15 protein-coding genes and 1 pseudogene are annotated in these 19651 nt (G+C 54.7%); 3 read left to right on the top strand and 13 right to left on the bottom strand.

Annotated elements, in window-relative coordinates; all coding sequences use genetic code 11:
- Nucleotides 1-35 precede the first annotated feature (35 nt).
- On the bottom strand, nucleotides 36-1163 hold the full coding sequence (locus FS690_RS11580; protein ID WP_040113461.1) for an acyltransferase family protein: 1128 nt from the start codon (nucleotides 1161-1163) through the stop codon (nucleotides 36-38).
- 575 nt (nucleotides 1164-1738) lie between these two features.
- On the opposite strand from FS690_RS11580, the gene FS690_RS11575 reads away from it, so the two are divergent.
- On the top strand, nucleotides 1739-2536 hold the full coding sequence (locus FS690_RS11575) for an SGNH/GDSL hydrolase family protein (protein WP_052246545.1): 798 nt from the start codon (nucleotides 1739-1741) through the stop codon (nucleotides 2534-2536).
- 92 nt (nucleotides 2537-2628) lie between these two features.
- Nucleotides 2629-3168: a cytochrome b561 gene (gene cybB / locus FS690_RS11570; protein ID WP_071668312.1), complete on the top strand. Its 540-nt coding sequence runs from the start codon at nucleotides 2629-2631 to the stop codon at nucleotides 3166-3168.
- Nucleotides 3169-3200: 32 nt separating this feature from the next.
- Here cybB and FS690_RS11565 read toward each other — a convergent pair whose 3' ends face one another.
- The 4 genes from FS690_RS11565 to FS690_RS11550 all read right to left on the bottom strand — a co-directional run bounded on the left by FS690_RS11565 (nucleotide 3201) and on the right by FS690_RS11550 (nucleotide 7548).
- Nucleotides 3201-5141, bottom strand: a complete 1941-nt coding sequence (locus FS690_RS11565) for a methyl-accepting chemotaxis protein (protein ID WP_145339646.1) — start codon at nucleotides 5139-5141, stop codon at nucleotides 3201-3203.
- Nucleotides 5142-5801: 660 nt separating this feature from the next.
- Complete coding sequence (locus tag FS690_RS11560; RefSeq protein ID WP_071668310.1) at nucleotides 5802-6125, bottom strand: YebG family protein; 324 nt, start codon at nucleotides 6123-6125, stop codon at nucleotides 5802-5804.
- A 71-nt stretch (nucleotides 6126-6196) separates the two neighbouring features.
- Complete coding sequence (locus tag FS690_RS11555; RefSeq protein WP_034829783.1) at nucleotides 6197-6991, bottom strand: SIR2 family protein; 795 nt, start codon at nucleotides 6989-6991, stop codon at nucleotides 6197-6199.
- On the bottom strand, nucleotides 6988-7548 hold the full coding sequence (locus FS690_RS11550) for a non-canonical purine NTP pyrophosphatase (RefSeq protein ID WP_040113457.1): 561 nt from the start codon (nucleotides 7546-7548) through the stop codon (nucleotides 6988-6990). The genes FS690_RS11555 and FS690_RS11550 overlap by 4 nt, the downstream gene beginning before the upstream one ends.
- A 337-nt stretch (nucleotides 7549-7885) precedes the next feature.
- Between FS690_RS11550 and FS690_RS11545 the strand changes: the two genes are divergently transcribed.
- Nucleotides 7886-9280 (top strand): EAL domain-containing protein, encoded by a 1395-nt coding sequence (locus FS690_RS11545; protein WP_145339645.1) that lies wholly within the window; start codon nucleotides 7886-7888, stop codon nucleotides 9278-9280.
- On the opposite strand, the gene FS690_RS11540 is transcribed toward FS690_RS11545, so the two are convergent.
- The 8 genes and pseudogenes from FS690_RS11540 to fhuE form a co-directional block, all read right to left on the bottom strand.
- The gene (locus FS690_RS11540; protein ID WP_094110874.1) at nucleotides 9274-10176 is read right to left on the bottom strand and encodes an ABC transporter substrate-binding protein; all 903 of its coding nucleotides are present in this window, start codon (nucleotides 10174-10176) and stop codon (nucleotides 9274-9276) included. The genes FS690_RS11545 and FS690_RS11540 overlap by 7 nt on opposite strands.
- Nucleotides 10176-10970: an amino acid ABC transporter ATP-binding protein gene (locus FS690_RS11535; protein ID WP_040113455.1), complete on the bottom strand. Its 795-nt coding sequence runs from the start codon at nucleotides 10968-10970 to the stop codon at nucleotides 10176-10178. Before FS690_RS11535 ends, FS690_RS11540 begins: the two co-directional genes overlap by 1 nt.
- The gene (locus tag FS690_RS11530; protein ID WP_104085677.1) at nucleotides 10954-11880 is read right to left on the bottom strand and encodes an amino acid ABC transporter permease; all 927 of its coding nucleotides are present in this window, start codon (nucleotides 11878-11880) and stop codon (nucleotides 10954-10956) included. Before FS690_RS11530 ends, FS690_RS11535 begins: the two co-directional genes overlap by 17 nt.
- A 10-nt stretch (nucleotides 11881-11890) precedes the next feature.
- Nucleotides 11891-12400 (bottom strand): GNAT family N-acetyltransferase, encoded by a 510-nt coding sequence (locus tag FS690_RS11525; protein WP_094110873.1) that lies wholly within the window; start codon nucleotides 12398-12400, stop codon nucleotides 11891-11893.
- Nucleotides 12401-12409: 9 nt separating this feature from the next.
- Nucleotides 12410-14673: pseudogene (locus FS690_RS18525) on the bottom strand (NtaA/DmoA family FMN-dependent monooxygenase).
- 166 nt (nucleotides 14674-14839) lie between these two features.
- Nucleotides 14840-15835 carry an MsnO8 family LLM class oxidoreductase gene (locus FS690_RS11510; RefSeq protein WP_108569877.1) on the bottom strand — a complete coding sequence of 332 codons (996 nt, stop codon included), beginning with the start codon at nucleotides 15833-15835 and terminating at the stop codon, nucleotides 14840-14842.
- 188 nt (nucleotides 15836-16023) lie between these two features.
- Nucleotides 16024-17223 (bottom strand): glycosyltransferase, encoded by a 1200-nt coding sequence (locus tag FS690_RS11505; RefSeq protein WP_145339642.1) that lies wholly within the window; start codon nucleotides 17221-17223, stop codon nucleotides 16024-16026.
- Between the two features lie 648 nt (nucleotides 17224-17871).
- A partial coding sequence (gene fhuE / locus FS690_RS11500; RefSeq protein WP_145339641.1) for a ferric-rhodotorulic acid/ferric-coprogen receptor FhuE occupies nucleotides 17872-19651 on the bottom strand: 1780 nt, incomplete at its 5' end.

The raw sequence follows: 19651 nt of genomic DNA, 5'->3' as shown, positions 1-19651 counted from the left end.
GGCCCGCCAGCAGGCGTGCTGACGGGCAAAACGGATTACATGCGGGCTTCGAGCGGCACCGGCACCTTCTTCGCTTTTGGCTTCAGGCCAAACATGAAAGAGGCAATGCGTGAACGCTTGATGAACCAGTAGCAGACGGCGCTCAGGCCAATACCGATAGCACAGTCAATCAGCACATACAGAACGGCATAGTTGGCAGGCAGCCAGTCATCAATAAGCCAGGAGAACGCAATCACCACCGGATAGTGCAGCAGATAGATGATCAGTGCTGAATCCACGATAGCGGTCAGTATGCGATTCTCTTTAACCTGGATTTTTTCAAAGGTGAACACCATCCAGTAAGAGAGCATGGCGGACAGCACGCTGCCCATCATTACCGGCACGTACTTCACCACGCCGCCGATATGATTATGCGCAACGTAGTAGCAGCCCGCCCAGACGGCAGCCACCAGCGCGGCAATCAGCCAGTTGTTCATCAGCTTACTGTTTGCGTAATGCGCAATCTTCTCGCGATTGATATAGAGCGCATAGCCTGCCGTGTAGTAGACCAGGAAGCGCGCCGTAATCGGAATCAGCTCGATAAATTCGCCACGCCCTTTTACCAGGAATTTCAGCACAAAACAGGCGTTACCCAGCACAACCAGTAGCGCGATAAGCGCAGGCAGTGAGAGTTTGCCCAGCTGGCGCGCGCTCCACTGATAAAAGCTGCCAGGTATGGCCAGTGACATAATGCTCAGCGACACCAGAAACCACAGGTGATGCATCATGGTGTAGCTGTTCAGCCAGCCTTCCGCCGAGTAGGGGCGGTCATTTATCTGTCCAGAGATAAAATACATCAGTGGCGGAATAAACAGATAGGCTGAAATAAGCGGAATAAATACACGCTTGCGACGGTTCTCGGTAAAAAACTGCTGTCCTTTACGGAGAATAATGAGGGCGGAAAACATTCCTGATAAAAAGAAAAAGACTTCCATCCTGAAGGTATGAAACATGCTCAACAGCGCAGTAAATATCTCAGCGGGATCGCGCTGCGCCGTATAATACCAGGGATTCTCGCCGGGCAAACTTCTTGAGGCATGTAACAAGACACCTTCCAGAATTAGCCCGGCACGCAGCAGATCCAGACCGATATTTCGGCTGGACAAAAAGGATTGTGTTTTCACATCGCATACCTTGATGGGGATAGTGAGCGGAATATAGGGGAATCGTGGACGGGGTAATACCAGAAAATTCTGTATACATTCCTGTGACTAACGATTCGGAATTTCGCTATTGTGTAAAAGTTGTAACTTTTTTACGGACCTGTTCAGTAAAGCAGCGTTATCTGTTTGAAAGTGTTAGAGAGTTAATGCTTTGAACCGGGTTAATGCCGCGCTGGCAGGCGGCCTTACTGACAAAGAAGCCCGGCTCCGCTAGCCTGAGCGCTTTTCCTACATCCTGGCCTGACAGGTGAAAATCATAAAAATGGTTAGCGTGGTCATCCTGAGACTCCAGAGCAGTCCCCTGTCCCCCTCCTGAAATCAGGTCCAGACTATTTTATAGTCACTATGCACATCATGCTGATTAAACAAATAATTTCACAGCGTTATTACCAGAGTTTAAGAATTAACCTGATTTTGATTTTTCACTGATGCTTTAAGATTGTATGACCTGCGTCACAGCTGTTATGGTTACATTTTACGTTTTAATTATTCGATCCATTAAATATTATTGAGCCTCACCAGGCGGGAAATTTGCTATGCCTTATTCACTGATTCGTTTTGCTTCATTATTGGTTACCGGATTTATCCTGCAAAATACCGCATGGGCAACGACGCCTGATACCAGTAATAACTTTATTATTGAAGCTTACGGTGGTTCAAGTACGCTGGGCGCAATGGCAGTCAGAGAGAATGGCAAACAACATAACATCAACATCAAAGACAATGAGATTGCCCTGATAAATAAGTGGCTTGGCGAAAAGTATGGCCCGGGCATCCGCGTGGTAAATAAGGGCGCAGCCTCTGCACAGGCAATGGATTTACTGCACCCGAAATACTTCTATAAAAAGAATAAAAGCTGGCGTGAAGAGATGCAGCGCTCGCCCGCTAAAATAATCCTGCTGAACTTCGCAACCAACGATGCGCGACACTTTCATTTCAAAGATACCGAAGCGAAATATATCGTCAGCCCGGATCAGTATACTAAAGTGATGACGGAGCTGATCGCGATTGCCCGCGAAGAGGGTAAACAGGTGGTATTGCAGGAGCCGCACCCGATTTGTGGCGGGGCAAAAAAGTGGAACGTTGCGCCTTATGTCACGAAGCTGGACGCACTGGCGCGCGCCGAGTCGCTGCCGCTGGCACGCCAGTATCAGCGTATTCTGCAAATGAAAGAGTGGCAGTCGCTGATGTCACCTGACTGTATTCATCCCTCTGAACAGCTCTATCGTATGAAAGCTGAGGAGACCTACTCCGTTCTGACCGCACATTTCAACAGTGAGCTTGCGGCGGCCGGTAAGTCAGGCAATGAGGCGCAACAGGTCGCCCGGCGCTGAGTTTCAGGCAGCAATGACGCAGAAAGGGCATTTTTTTCACTCTGCTTTCGGCTATTGTAGCGCTACCGCTTCGTACCGAATGGAATGGAATAATGAGCACAAAATATGCCCCCGCGCAGATTCTGCTTCACTGGCTGACATTTATTTTGATTGTTCTCGCTTATTGCACGATGGAGTTTCGCGGCCTGGCACCGCGCGGCTCCTGGCAGCGTCTCTTTATGGTGGTGACGCACTTCTCTGCTGGCAGCTGCGTGCTGCTGCTGATGCTGTCGCGTCTGGTGATGCGGTTTCGCCATCGCACGCCGGCTATTGTGCCGAAGCCCGCCCACTGGCAGACCGGCCTGGCACACCTTACTCATCTGGCAATCTACCTGCTGTTTATTACCCTGCCGGTGCTGGGCATTCTCTCCCGATTCTGGCTTGGCCGCGACTGGTGGCTATTTGGTATTTCGATGCCGGTCAGCGCCGCGCCCGATCCCGACCTGGCCGATACGCTGATTGAGTGGCATGAAACGCTGGTACCGCTGGGTTACTGGTTAATCGGCCTGCACGCGCTGGCGGCGCTGGCGCATCATTATCTGTTTAAGGACAATACGCTGCTGCGCATGATGCCTTCGCGCAAGCCGCGCTAACGGCAGCCCGGCACGCGGCCGGGCTGCGTCAGTCAGCTTAATGTGAAACGTGCGGCGGTGTGAGCGAGCTGCGCCGCCTGATCTTCCAGTGAGCTTGCTGCTGCCGACATCTGCTGAACCAGCGCCGCATTCTGCTGCGTAGCGCTATCCATCTCATTCACTGCAATGGTCACCTGGCTTATGCCGCGCGCCTGTTCATCAGATGCGATAACAATTTTATCGATAATATTGCGCACGGAGTTTACCGCCTGTGTCATTTCAGTCATGGTTTTACCGGCACGCTGAACCAGCCCGACGCCGCTGCTGACGCGCTCCCCGGACTCCTCGATCAGCGCAGCAATCTCTTTCACCGCGCTGGCGCTGCGCTGCGCCAGATTACGAACCTCAGAGGCCACGACGGCAAAGCCTCGCCCCTGCTCGCCGGCACGTGCAGCTTCCACCGCCGCATTGAGCGCCAGAATATTCGTCTGAAATGCGATGCTGTTGATAATGGCAGTAATGTCGCCGATCTTTTTCGCGCTGTTATCTATCTGCGCCATCGTCTGCACCACTTCACCCACCAGTGTTTCGCCGCGGCTGGCAATATGCGTGGCATTTTCTGTCAGCGTGGTTGCCTGATGCGCATTTGCCGCGTTATGTTTCACCGTAGCGGTAATCTGCTCCATACTGGCCGCGGTCTGCTCCAGCGCAGCCGCCTGCTCTTCGGTTCGCGATGCAAGATCGAGGTTGCCGCTGGCGATTTCGCCCGCGCCTTGCCGCACTGATGCGCTGGCGTCCTGAATCTGGCTTGCCATATCGCGCAGCTGCGTCTGCATTGTATGCAGCGCGTAAAACAGGCTGCTGCGATCCTGTGACACCAGCGGAATCGCGTTATCAAGTCTGCCGCCGGCCACCGCCAGCGCAATAGCCGTGGCTTCGGCCGGCTCGCCGCCAATCGGCTTAAGCACTTTCCGGCTGAACACCCATCCCAGCAGCACACTCACGGCAACGATGCTGATGAGCATCAGTATCAGCGCGTGCATCAGCTGGCGGTGCGCCGCCGCCATCACTTTGCTCACCGGTGCAACGACACCCAGATACCAGTGCTGGTCGCTGCTGCCGATAGTCACTGGCTGCCATGTTATCAGCGCCGCTTCCCCCAGTATGGCGTCATGCTGTTCAGTAACGGCACGGCTGAACCCATGCGTTTCTCCCTGCCAGGGTTTCGCGGTTTGCGTCTGGTCCGGATAGGAAACCACCCGGCCACCGCTGGAGAGCAGCATCGCATAGCCACTGCCTTCCCAGGGCCTGATCTTGTTGATGCGCGCCTGCAGCGCCGCCAGTGAGATATCAGAGGTCACTACGCCCCAGAGCTTGCCCTGACTGATAATGGGAGCGGCGACGGAAGTGAGTAACACAGGCACCCCGTTATAGGCGTAGCTGTAGGGTTCAATCAGCGTATCCTTACGACTTTTTTGTGGCAGCAGATAGTAATCTCCCTGCCCTGGCGTCAGCATCGAGGCCAGTGGATGCAGCCTGAAGCTGCCGCTGCTGTTGCGATCGACAAAGTAGGCGTAGCGTCCCTGAGGTGCAGCACCAGGCTGGCTGGCAAACTCCGCATCGCGGCCATCAAACGCATTTTGTTCAAATATCACAGAGATGGAGAGGTAATCGGGGTTGTCACGCAGAGTGGAGATAAGAAGCTGGTCCGCCACCTTCCGATCGCTGATCCCTGCCGCCGGCAGCGCAATCAGGCTATGTCCCAGATTATGCGCCACATCGCGCGCGTAACTCAGCTCCTGCTGAATCTGCAATGCCTGACTCTGCGCAATCTGCTGCAGATAGTTTTCCGCCAGCGACTTCTGTTCTCTGCTGGATTGCCAGCTGAGCACGCCGATGGTGATAGCAAAACCAAGGGTAATTGTGACCGCGCCCGTCAGCAGCATCTGAGTACGGGTACGCATTTTTCGCGTTATAACTGCTTTTGTGGCCATGATGGCGCTCCTGGGGTTGGCAAATCAGAGCAATAATTGCGCCACATCCTGGGCCACCAGCGATCCTTTATCACTCTATCGGCTCAACCGTGCTGAACTTGATGGCATCCGCACCCGGATTAAAAAATAATCAATATCGATGCCCGTAGGGGTCGCATTAATGCGACCCTGGCGTATTAATGCGACCCTGGCGTATTAATGCGACCCTGGCGTATTAATGCGACCCTGAGGTTAGGTGCGGAACGTGACCAGGGCGGCATTAATGCCGCCCCTACAGACGCCCCCGTAGGGGTCGCATTTATGCGACCCTGGCATATAAATGCCGCCCCTGGGGATTAATTAGGTATTTCACTGGCGGGTTGATCTGGCGCAAGAACTTTGTGCGCAACTGCTGTCAACGTATCTCCTGCAGGCTTTCCGCCCTTACGATTACAGGAGCATACAATGACAGGTAAAATGGGTTTAACCGGTTTTTTACTGGTGTGGCTGGTTTATGTTGTCTGGATGGTGAGCTACTACTCGGGAACCTTTTCACTCTTTTCACACTGATAAAATGGCCCGCATGCCGGGCTTTTTCAGGCTTAATCAGAAAGTAGCAAAGGTGAGTAAGGCGACAGCAAAACGCCGTCAGGAAGACGGCGCCGGGGTGCATCACAACGATCAGGCCGCTTTAACCGCGCGCACCTTTTTTTCAGGGGCAGAATCACTCTCTTTCACTTCAGATTTAGCATCTTTGTCTGCCGCCGCATCAGGCAGTTTGCTGGTGCGCAGAATATGCTGTACCGCGTCTTTCTGCTCTGCCAGCAGCATGCCCCAGGTTTCCGCTTCCGCATCCGCCAGCTCTGGCTTGATCTGCTGCAGCCAGTCGGTAAAGGCATCTGCCATATCGAGCATCTTATCCCAGGCATCGGCATCTTTTTTGCTGGCAAACGTCATCTTCTCTTCACCTTTTCTGACTACAACATATTTGGTTTCGACTGCCATGATGCACCTCATTAACTGTATTTATATACAGTATATTCTGTTATGCAGCGATGAGCAAGTCTGCCCGCGTTTCAGGCAAGCAATTCCTCCAGAAAGGTGGCCAGCGCTTTTCGTGGGTCATCCTCTTCCGAGACAATCATCTCAATTCCCCACTGCCCCAGTACCTCTTTAGCCACCGGATTATTGCGATTGGTAAAAAGATACGATTTAGGCCGGGCCGTTGCGAGTCCGGTTCGTCCCCACATTTTAGTCAGCCGGTAGAACAGCAGGCGGATGTTGAAATCGCTGATGCTGTAGCCAACAAACAGCACCGAGTTACCCATCACGTCGTGCGTCAGTTTGATATCCAGTGGGGAATCAAAATAGAGACGTTCAAAATAGCTGCTCTCATCCAGCACAATCGAGGTATCGTCATCGAAATCGCCGTGAAGTTTAATGATGTGGCGCTTATCTTCAGTGAGTGAGACGAGATCGGCGGCGTTAGCCACTTTGCTATAGGGGACGTTGTGCGCCTCGTGAGCCATCTCCAGCCAGCGATCGTAATTGGTGGTGTAGATGCGCGAAAAATTACCCTGAGTGATCATGGTATGGATTTCGGAGCTGCGCACATCGATATCGGGCCGGTGCCACTCGCGATCCATCCAGCTGCGCAGCGGCCCCAGTGAGCCTTTGCGCTGCTTGTAATACTCCGCCAGCGACAGGTGTGTCCCGTAGGTGTTGAATATTTTCGGATCGTAGCCCAGCTCTTTTGCCAGATGGGCAATCAGTTCGTGCCACTCCGGCAGGCCAAGATTGCGGGAGATGCCGGCACCGGCAAACAGGATCAGTTTGCCGGCATCGTAGGCGCGTTTGAGTTCAGGCTTCATACATAACCCCGCGCGGTTTTGAGAAAGGCGGCAAAGCGATCCAGCGCCAGGCGCCGATTGGAGATCTCATTCTTTAGATCGCCCATTTCAGCAAAGGTCTGCGTATACCCTTCCGGGATAAACACGCAGTCCCACTGAAACTCCTGCGGCCCGGCCGGCTCTGGCGCAATGCGACCGCGCAGCTGTCCTTCAAACTGATACATCTTGCGACCATCGCAATACCCCAGCACGGTTTTTGCCGTCACGCAGGGCGTATCAAGGCCGCGTACCAGTTTGGTAAAGCGATCGGCATTGAGCCGGCTCCAGAAGATGCGCGTCAGTCCGGCTGGCAGACCGTTAAGCCCGTCCAGAAACAGGCCGGTATGCTCGACAAACAGCGGCCGCCCGATAATGGAAAACGCTTTAGTGAGCTTATCGCGTACCAGTTCAACCTCATTTTCCGTCTGGATCTCCTCAATCCGCCGCGCGATAGGCACCACTTCCACCCCTACCGGTTCAAGGATGGTACGCACTTCAGAGAGTTTGAGCTCGTTAGCCGATAAGAAACGAATTTTCATTGCAACCAGTAATGTTAAGTAGGGTTAAACTGCATTAGTGAGGTGATCCGGCTGTTTTCCGCCTGTTATTATATTTAGCACATCAGCCTGTGCCGGGAGTGATTCTACTCTGTGACCGGCGGAAGGAACAACCGCGCGCGCAATTTAGCGCAGGCAGATTGCGGTTCGCTTCCGTGAAAAGTTGCGCGATAACCCCCCGCCACGCATAAATATCATCTCTAATGTCAAATCTCCGGAGCAGATCAACGCGCAGAAAAAGCGCTGTGACAGCCGTCTCGCTTAGCACTAAGATAGCGCTCCTGAATACAATAAAACTAATCAATTACAGAGCAGAGTGATGATAGCGTTTTTGACTGCGGGCTATTCGCGTGTACGTAATTTGCCCTTTAGCCTGAAGGGAGAGAGCGCAGAAAAGAAGCTGCGCTTTACGCTGCTGATTGCGGGTGTGGCCAGCACTACCTCAGGCATTTATATGGCGCTGCTTAACGCCCATAGCCGTTCGCCAGCAATACCGTCGCTCTACTATCTGGGCGTGGCGCTGGGCCTCTATATCTGCGCCGTTGCCTTTCACGGCAAACTGCAGCGGCATCTGGCGATCGTCACGCATGCGCTGCTGTTTATCATTACAGCTCTGCTGCTGCTGGACAATGACCATCCTGCCGTTAAACCTTCTGCGTGTAATTATCTGATCGCGCTGACCATCGGCTCGGCACTCGTCCTGCGGCAGCAGCCGCGCTATCTCAGCAAAATATTTCCGCTAATCTGCCTCGCCTGTTACCTCATTTTTACCCTGACCGGCCTGACCTGGCAGCAGGGATCGTTTCATTTTGCGCTGCCGGCGGAAGCCAGTTTCTACATTGTTAACTGTATCGTGCCCGTAGTTTCTCTGCTGCTGACCGCGCTGACCTTTCGCGGCGATTACTCTGAAACTGACCTGATAAAGCGCGAACTCTCTGCCGCTGTCAGCCAGGATCAGCTCGAACTCTATTTTCAGCCGCAAGTGGATGCCGGTAAACATCTGATCGGATTTGAAGCTCTGCTGCGCTGGAAACATCCGGTTAAAGGATTCATTTCACCGGACGTTTTTATCCCGGTAGCGGAAAAGAGTGGCCTGATGATTGAGATTGGCCGATGGGTTATGGAGCGCACGCTGCAGCATATGGCTGCCTGGGAGAGTCTCCGGCACGGCGACAGCCTGGTGTTTTCTGTCAATATCAGTCCTCTGCAGCTAATGCATCGTGACTTTACCGCTGAAACTCTGCTGCTGCTCTCGCGTTACAGGATCCAGCCACAGCGGCTTAAATTTGAGATCACCGAAAGCACCTTTATCTACGATCAGCAGCATATCAGCTCTGTTATCGCGCACTTCAGCCAGCTTGGCGTAAAATGGGCGATCGATGATTTTGGCGTCGGTTACTCTTCGCTGAAATCGCTCAGCGATTTTTCGATTGATGATATTAAAATTGACAAGTCGCTGATTATGCACATTTTTGAAAATGAATCTGCCGCTATTGTGGTGCATAAAACCATTGAGCTGACGCGCGAAATGGGGCTGAACGTGCTGGCTGAAGGCGTTGAAAGTGAAGAGATGTTTCACTACCTGCGCAGTCGCGGATGCCAGTTCTTCCAGGGCTATTACTTTGCCCGGCCTCTGCCAGCGGCAGAGGTGATAAGCTGGGTGAAAAAATATCAGGGTGAAAAACGGGGCCGCAGTGCGACCCGTCTTTACTGATAAACGATGCCCGGCGGATTGATCTGCGACTGCGCTACCGCCTCATCCTGCTCTCCCCAGCGCGTCAGTACCTGCTGATACTGTCCGCTGGCGATGGCATGATTAACCGCCTGCTGCAGCGCCGGGGCCAGCCCGTTACCCTTTTTGGTTGTGACGGCCACCCATGCCCGATACGGGCCGTGACCAACAACCGCTGTTTGCCCGCGCGACGCCGCTTTCCACGCCGCCACCGCCTGCGGGCCAAAGGTGGCATCGGCGCGTCCGGACAACAGCGCGAGCGTGGCAGAAGCGTCATCATTAAGATAGACAGGCTGCACCGGCGCTAATCCCTCCTGGCGGTTTTTCGCATCCCAGCCCAGCAGGATCTTCTCCTGATTAGTACCGGACCCGACAATGATGCGCCTGCCCGCGACATCCTGACGTCCGGTAATCGCAGAGATGGGACTGCCTTTCCGTACGGCAAAGGCGTGGTTGTCAGCCCGATAGGTGGCAAAGTCAAATTTGCGTTTACGCTCCTCGGTCACGGCGATATTAAACATGGCAACATCATAGCGTCCGGCGCTGATGCCGAGCGGCCACTCCTCCCACGAGGCGGGCACCAGCTTTAGCGTAAGGCCCAGACTTTCAGCCAGAAGTCGCGCCATATCGGGATCGCTGCCAATCAGCGTTTTGTTATCTGACGCCCATAACCCGATGGGCGGTGAGTTAGTGGCGCTGGTTGCGACCGTCAGAAAGCCGGGGTGAACAAACGCATAGTTCGCCGGAATTCTGGCTATCGCCTGCGGATCGGCGGCGATATGAATCGCCGTTTCATTATTAGCCGCATCCAGCGCCGCGCCCTGCGCGGCTGAAAACAGCAGGCCGGATGCCACCAGCGTCAGGATGAACCGCTTCATCACAGCACCCGGGCCAGAAAACGTCGGGTGCGCTCGTGGCGTGGCTGATTCAGCACCTGCACGCTGCTGCCCTGCTCAACCACGCGGCCGTCAACCATAAACACCACGTTGTCTGCCACTTCACGCGCAAAGCCAATCTCATGCGTCACAATCACCAGCGTGGTGCCGGAGCGCGCCAGCTTTTTAATGACGTCCAGAACCTCACCCACCAGCTCCGGATCCAGTGCCGACGTCGGCTCATCAAACAGCATCACGCGCGGATTGAGCATCAGCGCACGCGCAATCGCGATACGCTGCTGCTGACCACCCGAAAGATGGCGCGGCCAGGCGTCAGCTTTATGCCGCAGTCCCACCGTGTCCAGCAGCTCACCGGCGCGTTCAATCGCCGCACGTCGCGTAAGCTGACGATGTGCGATCGGCGCTTCAATCAGGTTTTCCAGCACGGTCAGGTGCGGAAAAAGATTGAAGTTCTGAAAAACGTAGCCGACGTTGACCCGCTGACGCAGTATCGCCCGCTCTTTAAGCTCATAGAGTTTATCGCCGCGGCGCTGATAACCGATATAGTCATCATCAATCTGAATAAAGCCCTCATCGACCCGCTCCAGGTGATTGATGGTGCGCAGCAGCGTTGACTTACCCGAACCGGAAGGCCCGAGAATAACCGTTACGGATCCCGGCGCCAGCGACAGCGAGACCGCGTCCAGCGCTTTGTGTTTACCAAACGACTTGCTGACGCCGGTGATGGTAACCGCCCCGGCAGCATAGGACGGGCGATAATCAATGGCTTCGGACATGAGAGCGCTCCTCAATAACAGCAGGGGTTGAATAACGATTACGCCACTGCCGCCAGCGCGATGGCTGCGGCTCGCGGGTTACGCTGCGCGCCAGCGAGCGTTCAACGCTGTGCTGCAACAGCGACAGCACCGTTGTGATAATCAGATACCAGGCGGCGCCCACCATCAGCAGCGGGATCACCTGCTGAGTGCGGTTGTAGATCATCTGAATGGTGTAAAACAGCTCTGGCATCGCCAGCACGTAAACCATCGACGTCCCTTTGGCCAGGCTGATGATTTCATTGAAGGTGGTTGGAATGATCGCGCGCAGTGCCTGCGGCAGGATGATGCGGAAGGTCCGGCGCGAAGAAGAGAGTCCCAGCGCTGACGCCGCCTCAAACTGCCCCTGGTCCACGCCGAGGAACCCGCCGCGGATAATCTCTGCGCTATAGGCGCTCTGCACCAGCGTCAGGCCGATCACCGCGGCCGGAAACTGGCCCAGCACATTAATGGTCTGGAAGTGACCCCACGACCAGGGCGTAAACGGGATCCCCAGCGATAACGTGTCATAGAGGTAGGAGAAGTTATAGAGAATGATCAGTACCACAATCAGCGGCAGCGAGCGGAACAGCCAGATATAGCCAAACGCCAGCGTGCTCAGCAGCCACGAGGAGGAGAGCCGGGCCAGCGCCAGCAGACCGCCGAAAATCAGACTCAGTACGGTGCCTGCCAGCGTCAGCAGCAGCGTTTGACCCAGGCCATTCAGGATCACCGGGTCAAAAAACCAGCGCGCAAATACTCCCCACTCCCAGCGCGGATTGAACGCGATGGAATCCACCACCGCTGCCAGAATAAACAGCGCCGCCACGGCGCCCAGGCTGCGCGCCGGATAGCGTGCCGGCACCACGGTCAGTTTTTGCGTCTCACTCATTTTCGGCTCCTCAGCTCGCCTGTGCCGCAGCGTGGACATCAATTATCTTCAGAAAGCGCAGGCGGCCGTCGTGCGGCGGCCGGCCGTAGATCTCCATATCTTCCAGCAGGGCAAACTGCGGCTGATAGCCGTGGCCGATATAGAGGCGCACCGCCTCCGGCTGACGAAAGCCGGTGGTCAGCCAGACACGCTGATAGCCGGCGCGCAGCGCACGACGCTCCAGCTCCTGCAGGATCAGTAGTGCCAGGCCCTGACGGCGCAGATCGGAGCGCGTCCAGATGCGTTTCAGTTCCGCCGTCTGTGCGTCAAAGCGCTTGTAGGCGCCCATGGCGATAATTTCGCCATCCCGCTCCAGTACAATAAACAGGCCTCCCTGCGCAGGCAGAAACCACTCATCCTGCTCCACCTCATTCTGGCTGCTGAAATAGTCGCCATAGCGGGCAGCATATTCACCAAACAGGCCGGTAATAATCGGCTGCAGCTCTGCCGCTGCGGGTGAAACGTCACGAAAAAAATGCATATTGCCCCCTTAGTCGCCCAGGCCCGGTGGATTGATTTCCGAGCGGTCGAGCCGCTCAATGCCTTCGCCCCAGCGATTCAGCACCTTGTCGTAGTCGCCGTTTTGTATCACGCCGTTAAGCGCCGTATTGACTGGCTGCACCAGCCCGCCATCTTTTTTCACCGTCACTGCAATGTGCGCCGCTTTAGGCCAGCCGCCGTCCACGCTGCCCACCAGCCTGGTCTGCCCGTTGAGCGCCGCTTTCCAGGCGCCGATGACGTTGGGGCCAAAGTAAGCATCCGCACGTCCGGCCTGCAGTGAAAGCGTCTGCGCTGCGTCATCTTTGGTATAAACCGGGATAAACGACTTCAGGCCCTTTGCGCGGTTTTCCTGATCCCACGCCAGTAAGATCGCTTCCTGATTGGTCCCGGAGCCAACAATAATGCGCAGGCCGGCAATATCTTCTGCTTTGCTGAGCGAAACGATTGGGCTGCTCTTTTTCACATAAAAGCCCAGTGAGTCTTTGCGGTAGGTGGCAAAATCAAAACGCTCTTTGCGCGCTTTTGTGACGGTTACGTTGGTGATCGCCGCGTCATATTTGCCGGACGCCACGCCGAGCGGCCAGTCTTCCCAGGAGGTTGGCACGACGTTGAGCTTCAGGCCGAGGCTGTCCGCCACCAGACGCGCCATATCCACTTCGCTGCCAAGCAGCGTTTTGTTGTCGTCGCTGAACACCGTAAGCGGAGGGGAATTAAGGGCGGCCACCGCCACGGTAAACGCGCCAGGTACAGCAAACCGGTGTCCGGCCGGGATCTGCGCGATAGCCGCTGCATTTTTTGCAGTGTTAATGGGCGTCTTATTCGCCTCCACGCTGACCTGCTGCCCGTTAACGGCGACGTTTTCCGCCCCGGCAGCGCTGCTTAGCCCCAGTAACAGCAGCGCTATCAATGATTTTTTCTGCATAGCATTCATCCTGATCGTTATTATGATGTGAACTGATTTTCGGGGGTCTGCAGACCCAGACTGGCGCGCAGCGTGGTGCCCGGATAGTCGCGCCGGCTTAGTCCGCGCGCCTGCAACAGCGGGATAACCCGATCGACAAAGCGTTCAAACGTGTCGGGCGTTCCGCCCTGGATAATGAAACCGTCAGCAGCTTTCTGTTCAAACCAGTGCTGCAGGCCATCGGCGACCTGTTCTGGCGTGCCGTGAAACAGCGGCCGCGGCGTGGCCGCTTCCAGCGCGGTCTGGCGCAGCGTCTGACCGCGCACGCGGGCGTTGCGTTTGATTTCATCGGTGGTGCTGCGGAAGCTGTTCTGACCGATATCACCCAGTTCTGGGAAAGGTTCATCCAGCGGGTAGCGTGAGAAATCATGGTGGTCAAAGAACCGCCCCAGATAATTAAGCGCATCCGGCACTGAGACCAGCTGCGCGGTAGCCTGATACTGCTGCTCAACATCTGCGGCATCGTCACCGACGATCACGCTGACGCCCTGAAAGATATGGAGGTCATCCGCGGCGCGTCCGTTTTCGGCCAGCTGCTGTTTAACATCGCGCCAGAACGCCTGCGCCTCTTCCAGGGTCGCATGGTGGGTAAAAATCGCATCCGCATGGCGCGCGGCCAGCCGCCGTCCGTCTCCGGAGGCGCCCGCCTGGAAAATGATCGGTCGCCCCTGCGGCGTACGCTCAATATTCAGCGGCCCCTGCACCTGAAAGAAATCGCCGCGGTGATCGAGCGTATGCAGCTTGGCCGGATCGAAAAACTGACCGCTGCGCTTGTCGCGTACAAAGGCGCCCTCTTCCCAGGAATCCCACAGGCCTTTCACCACCTGCAAATACTCATCCGCAATCCGGTAACGCAGCGCGTGTTCCGGATGCTGCTGACGCGAGAAATTTTTTGCCGATCCTTCCAGCGGCGAGGTCACAACGTTCCAGCCGGCACGGCCGCCGCTGAGATGGTCGAGGCTGGCGAACTGCCGGGCGATGGTAAAAGGATCGCTATAAGAGGTTGAGACGGTGCCAACCAGGCCAAGATGCTCTGTGACCGCCGCCAGCGCTGAGAGCAGCGTCAGCGGTTCAAAGCGATTGAGGAAGTGCGGAATCGATTTTTCATTGATATAGAGACCGTCAGCGACAAACAGAAAATCGAGTTTGCCCGCTTCCGCCTTGCGCGCAATTTTTCTGGCGTAGTCAAAACTGATGCTGGCGTCAGCCTGCGCAGCCGGATGCCGCCAGGCGGACATATTGCCTGACGCGCCGTGTAATATCGTACCGAGACGTAATTCTCTTTTACTCATTATAAACTCCTGACAAAGCAGAGCCGTCGGCAGCGCAGAGGTTGCCGGGCGAAAAAGGTAAACATTGTTATGCAGGCAGAATCAGATCGGTGCCGGGCAACATCGCTCGCAGCGATGCCAGAATGAGCAGCAGATAAGAAAAGCGGAGCGGATCATTACGCTATCCTCAGGCCGCAACCAGTCGCGCGGTGGCCAGCAGCTCCAGGGATTTAAACCGGGCGGCTTCGTCAGCGAGTGGCGTATCGATAATAAATTCGTCAATGCCGTAGCGATGATGCATCGACTCCAGCTGAGCATGCACCTGTGCAGCCGTGCCCTTTAGCAGTGACGGCGTGCGCGGCTCTATGACGTAATCCGCGTATCCTCCCTGGCGTACGTAACGTTCAGCCTGTTCCAGACTGGCAACGTTAACCGCCGGGCCATTTTTCACGCTGACGTGATAAAGACGCAGCGCATCGGTAAGCAGTTCAGCCTCTGCCGGCGAATCCGCCACAACCACCTGAACCGCTACCAGCGCACGGCCGCCGCGGCTGCGGGCATGATAGCGCTGCAGAACGCGCGCCATCAGCTGCGGATCGCCGTTATGGTGTGCAGCGAACACCAACTGCCAGCCCAGCTCTGCGGCCAGCCCGGCGCTTGCTTCGCTGGCACCCAGCAGAAACCGGCTGGCGGGATGCGGTGGCTGTGGCGTGGCGCGCAGCGTCTCTTCGTCAGCGGAGGGAGATGCGTTCAGCCAGCTATCGAGAAGCGCCAGCTGTTCAGCAAAACTGCCTTTTTCAGCCAGGTTAACCCCGAGCTGAAGCGCCCGCGTTGAAAGCGGCAAACCGCCGGGCGCTTTACCGACGCCGAGATCGATGCGATCCGGTGCCAGCGATGACAGCAGATTAAAGTTCTCTGCAACTTTATAGGGACTGTAGTGCTGCAGCATGACGCCGCCAGAGCCGACGCGTATGGTGCGCGTCTGCGCGGCGATCCAGGCGATAAGCAATTCAGGTGACGGACTGGCCAGCTGCTCGCTGTTATGATGTTCTGCGACCCAGAAGCGCTTATAGCCCCAGCTCTCAGCCCGCTGCGCCAGTTTTAGCGAGCGCGCCAGCGCCTGTGTCGCATTTTCTCCTGCCGCAACCGGCGACTTATCGAGCACGCTTAATTGGTAAGACATACGCCCTGTCCTTGTCCTGATGAATATGGCGTTTAGTTTGCAGGCTATGATTCCGTTACGTAAAACATCATATTGTTAGTTCTATTGCTGTTTTGCGCATATCACCCGGCTGGCCGGAACAGAAATAAAAAAACTCCTGCAGCAGCTGCAGGAGTCAGATTAAAAAAAGAATAGCTGTCGGATAAAGATTAAGAGCGTTTGAGTGCGACTGCTTCACTGCGATCAAATGAATCATGCGTATCTTTTGCGCCATAAATGGCAGAGAGCGCGCGGTTAAATTTATCCGGATCGTGGTGCTCACGGATCCTGTTTACGGCTGCCGCTGAATAATCAGCCACGCGCATCCGGTCTTCAAGTATCGCCTTAATATGTGCCTTGAGCTGCGACACAATTAATATGCGCAGCGCCATTTTCTCCGCCAGCGTATCCACATTCAGTTCAAACATATCGTTGAGCGGACAGTTGATCAGCCAGCCGCTCTGAGCCGGATTAATTTCCGGCAGCGCCCGGACGTTAGTGGTAATCACCGGACAGCCGCACGCCTGCATTTCCAGCACGGAGAAGCCATAGGTATCCTGCCAGGTCGGCAGCAATCCGACATGCGTTTCACGCAGCAGCTGCATCACCTCATCATTAGACAATGCAGTATGATGGGTGAATACGGAGCGCTCAGCTATCAGGGTTTCAATTTGATGATGGAAAGCGGCATCGTCCTGCCACTCACGATGCGCAATATTATGCTGCTTTTTAATGTCGCCGATCAGGTTAACGCCGATCTGGTCAGCTGATATCACACCCTCGTCCATCAGTTCGGAGAAAGCCATTACCACTTCGGCTCCGCCTTTGCGGTAGAACTCATTACCGACAAAGGTGAAGATCATTTTATCGGCCGCTGGCGTGCGTCCGCCCTCATAGAGCACCGGCTGCGGCGGATGCAGCACGTGCAGTTTGTCGCTAATCGCTTCCCGCTCAATGGGAAAAGCGTCCAGCAGTTTCAGCTCAATTTTTCGCGTTGCCTCTGAGATGGCGATAATGCCGGCACATTCCGGTGCTGCAACATAGTACATCAGCTTTTTTAACAGCGGATTAGCTGTTTTGGCGACGCCCGGTACCGGCAATACCCGCGGCAGCTCGGTTTCAAAGGTTGACACCCAGCGCTCGCGGCTGGTTGCCACTTCATTAAAGAGATGAACTACCTTTTTTTCGCTACCGGCTGACCATAGCGGCGCGGAAAATATAAACAGCTTATTGCGTTTCAGAATTTTCCCACGAAACGCATTAATATACGTCCAGATATTTCTGGAGTGAAAATCGATATACGTTTTCTTAACATCAGTAACAATATTTCTTTTTTCGGGATATCCCTTGCCGCTAATGATGATTTTCATTTTATACTCCGGCCATAAACTTTAAGCACTACAAACCCGGCATTCAAAAAGTTAAAAATTGCAGATCGCCCGACGAGTATAATGCTTTATCAGCCTTCATATTGGTTATTCGGATTATTCCCCGAAAATCATTTCAGCATGTTATTTTATATTAATTATTTTTACGGCAGATATTAAAATAACCGCACTAACTTATAGCCTGCTAATTAAAAATTCCCTGTCTGAATGCATAGCGGACATTATCAATCAATTGAAATTAACGACTATTAAATCGTCTTTTGATTAACGTTGATAACATTAGCCAGCCTGGCATTATCTGATACCAGACAGAGATACAATCCTTAATAACGGGCCGGAGAGTGTAAATATGGTGGATATTATTCTTAATTATCATGCCATTAAACGAAGGCGCACCCTGCAGACCTGATTCATAACCGGACGCCTATACATGCGACCGCCTGTGATGTACGCAAAAGAGGCGCATCAATGCATAACCGCGTTAAACAGTAAGGTGCGTTACTTTGTCCGGAGATTAAAAAATCTATTCAGCCTGAATGCACTTTAGCCTAAGAGGAGAGCAGAGTGCGATGGGTATAAACCATTAGCCGCCTGAGGAGAAGAGGCGCGTTCAGAACGCGCCTGCCGGGATCAGAAGCGGTAACTCGCCGTTACCGAGTAACTGCGCGGTTCACCATACACGATGCCGCTGCTGCCCACATTCTCGTCATACTCTTTATCAAACAGGTTTTTCAGGTTGGCCTGCAGGGAGAGATTTTTTGTCACGTCGTAGCGGGCAAACAGGTCCACCAGCGCATAACTTCCCTGACGCACACGCCAGGTTCCGTTACCTTCAGGTCCGCCGATATCTTTCCAGGTCTTTGACTGCCAGTTAACGCCGCCGCCCAGCGTCAGTTTATCGAACTGAGGCAGGCGATAGTGCGTAAAGAGATTGAAAGAGGTACGGGGCAGCTGGGAGTTATAGGCCTCACCCTTGCTGTCTTTTGCTATGTAGGTCGTACCGCCAAACGTCATCTGCCAGTTATCCGTCAGCGCACCGTTGATCTCAAATTCAACGCCGCGGCTGACAACGCCATCGGTGGTTTCATAAATAGCGCTTCCGCTCTCGCTGAAACGTCCGGTATCAACCGGCGCATTATCCAGCTCGGTTCGGAACAGAGAGATCGTGGTGGTCAGACGGCTATCAAACCAGTCCGATTTAACCCCGGTCTCATAGTTTTTACCGACAACTGGCGTCAGGAAACTGCCGCTGGCATCCAGATTATCCTGCGGCTGAAAGACCGAGGTATAGCTGGCAAACGCTGACCAGGCGTCATTGATGTCCCAGATAAGACCGCCATACGGCGTGGTATTGTTCTCTTCCAGTTCAGAGGTAATGCCCTGACGGTTCCAGTTGGTATATCGCGCCCCGACAATCAGATGCAGCGGATCGGCGAGCGTCAGGCGCGTAGCCATATAGACCGATTTTTGCCGCACCAGCTGGCTGTCCGTGGCAGGTTCGCGCGGCGACCAGTCAGGCTCCGGATAGTTGCCGTTGAAGTCGTTAAAGTTACCCAGTTCAGCAGAGGAGATGTTGGTCCAGGCGCTGTAATATTTATTATCCTGACGACTGTAGTTAACCCCCAGCATCAGCTGATGCTGGCGTCCCAGCAGCTCATAAGGGCCGCTGGCAAAGGCATCTACCGCATCCACTTTGCGCTTGCCGGTGTTATAACCGGTTCCGCCGATGACCGGATAATTTGCGTAGGCAGAGCTGCCTGCACCGGTCACCTTATTGAAATAGCCGTCGAGATAGATCTGCTTACTGTCCAGCAGCATTTCGTTATGCGTGCCGTTGAGCGTAATGTTCCAGCCGTTATCAAAATTCTGCTGCAGATTGACGAAAACCTTGCGGTTCTCTTTATTGTTGTAAGCCCACTCCGGTTGAGTGTTATAGCCGCGACGCAGATGCGTCTGGCTGCCATCGGTATACCAGCGCGGCGCCCCACCCCACATCGGCGAATCGGTATCGACCTGCGTAAATTCGTAGCCCGCGGAAAGCGTGGTGCTCTCAGTCAGATCGGCGTCTATCACGCCATAAATAAATTTTTTCTCAAAACCGTAGCGTTCAATAAAGCTGTTTTTATCCTCATAACCAGCTACTACGCGCCCGCGCACGTTACCCTCAGGGGTGAGCGGCGCAGAGAGATCGGCAACATAGCGCTGTTTATTCCAGCTGCCGTAGCTCGCTTCCAGCGATCCGGTAGGGGTTTTACTGTCAGCGTGCTTACGTACCATATTAATCGACGCAGAAGGATTCCCGGGCCCGGTGAGTAACCCGGTCGCGCCGCGCACCACCTCGACCCGCTCATAAAGCGCCATGTCGGTCTGGGCATCACCCAGATTCCAGCGTGATGCAAACGCGGTTGGG

The sequence above is a fragment of the Pantoea sp. PSNIH1 genome (assembly GCF_007680655.1).
Lineage (GTDB): Bacteria > Pseudomonadota > Gammaproteobacteria > Enterobacterales > Enterobacteriaceae > Pantoea > Pantoea eucrina.
The sequence above is the reverse complement of the archived record's forward strand: the minus strand, read 5'-3'. Positions and strand labels throughout refer to the sequence as shown.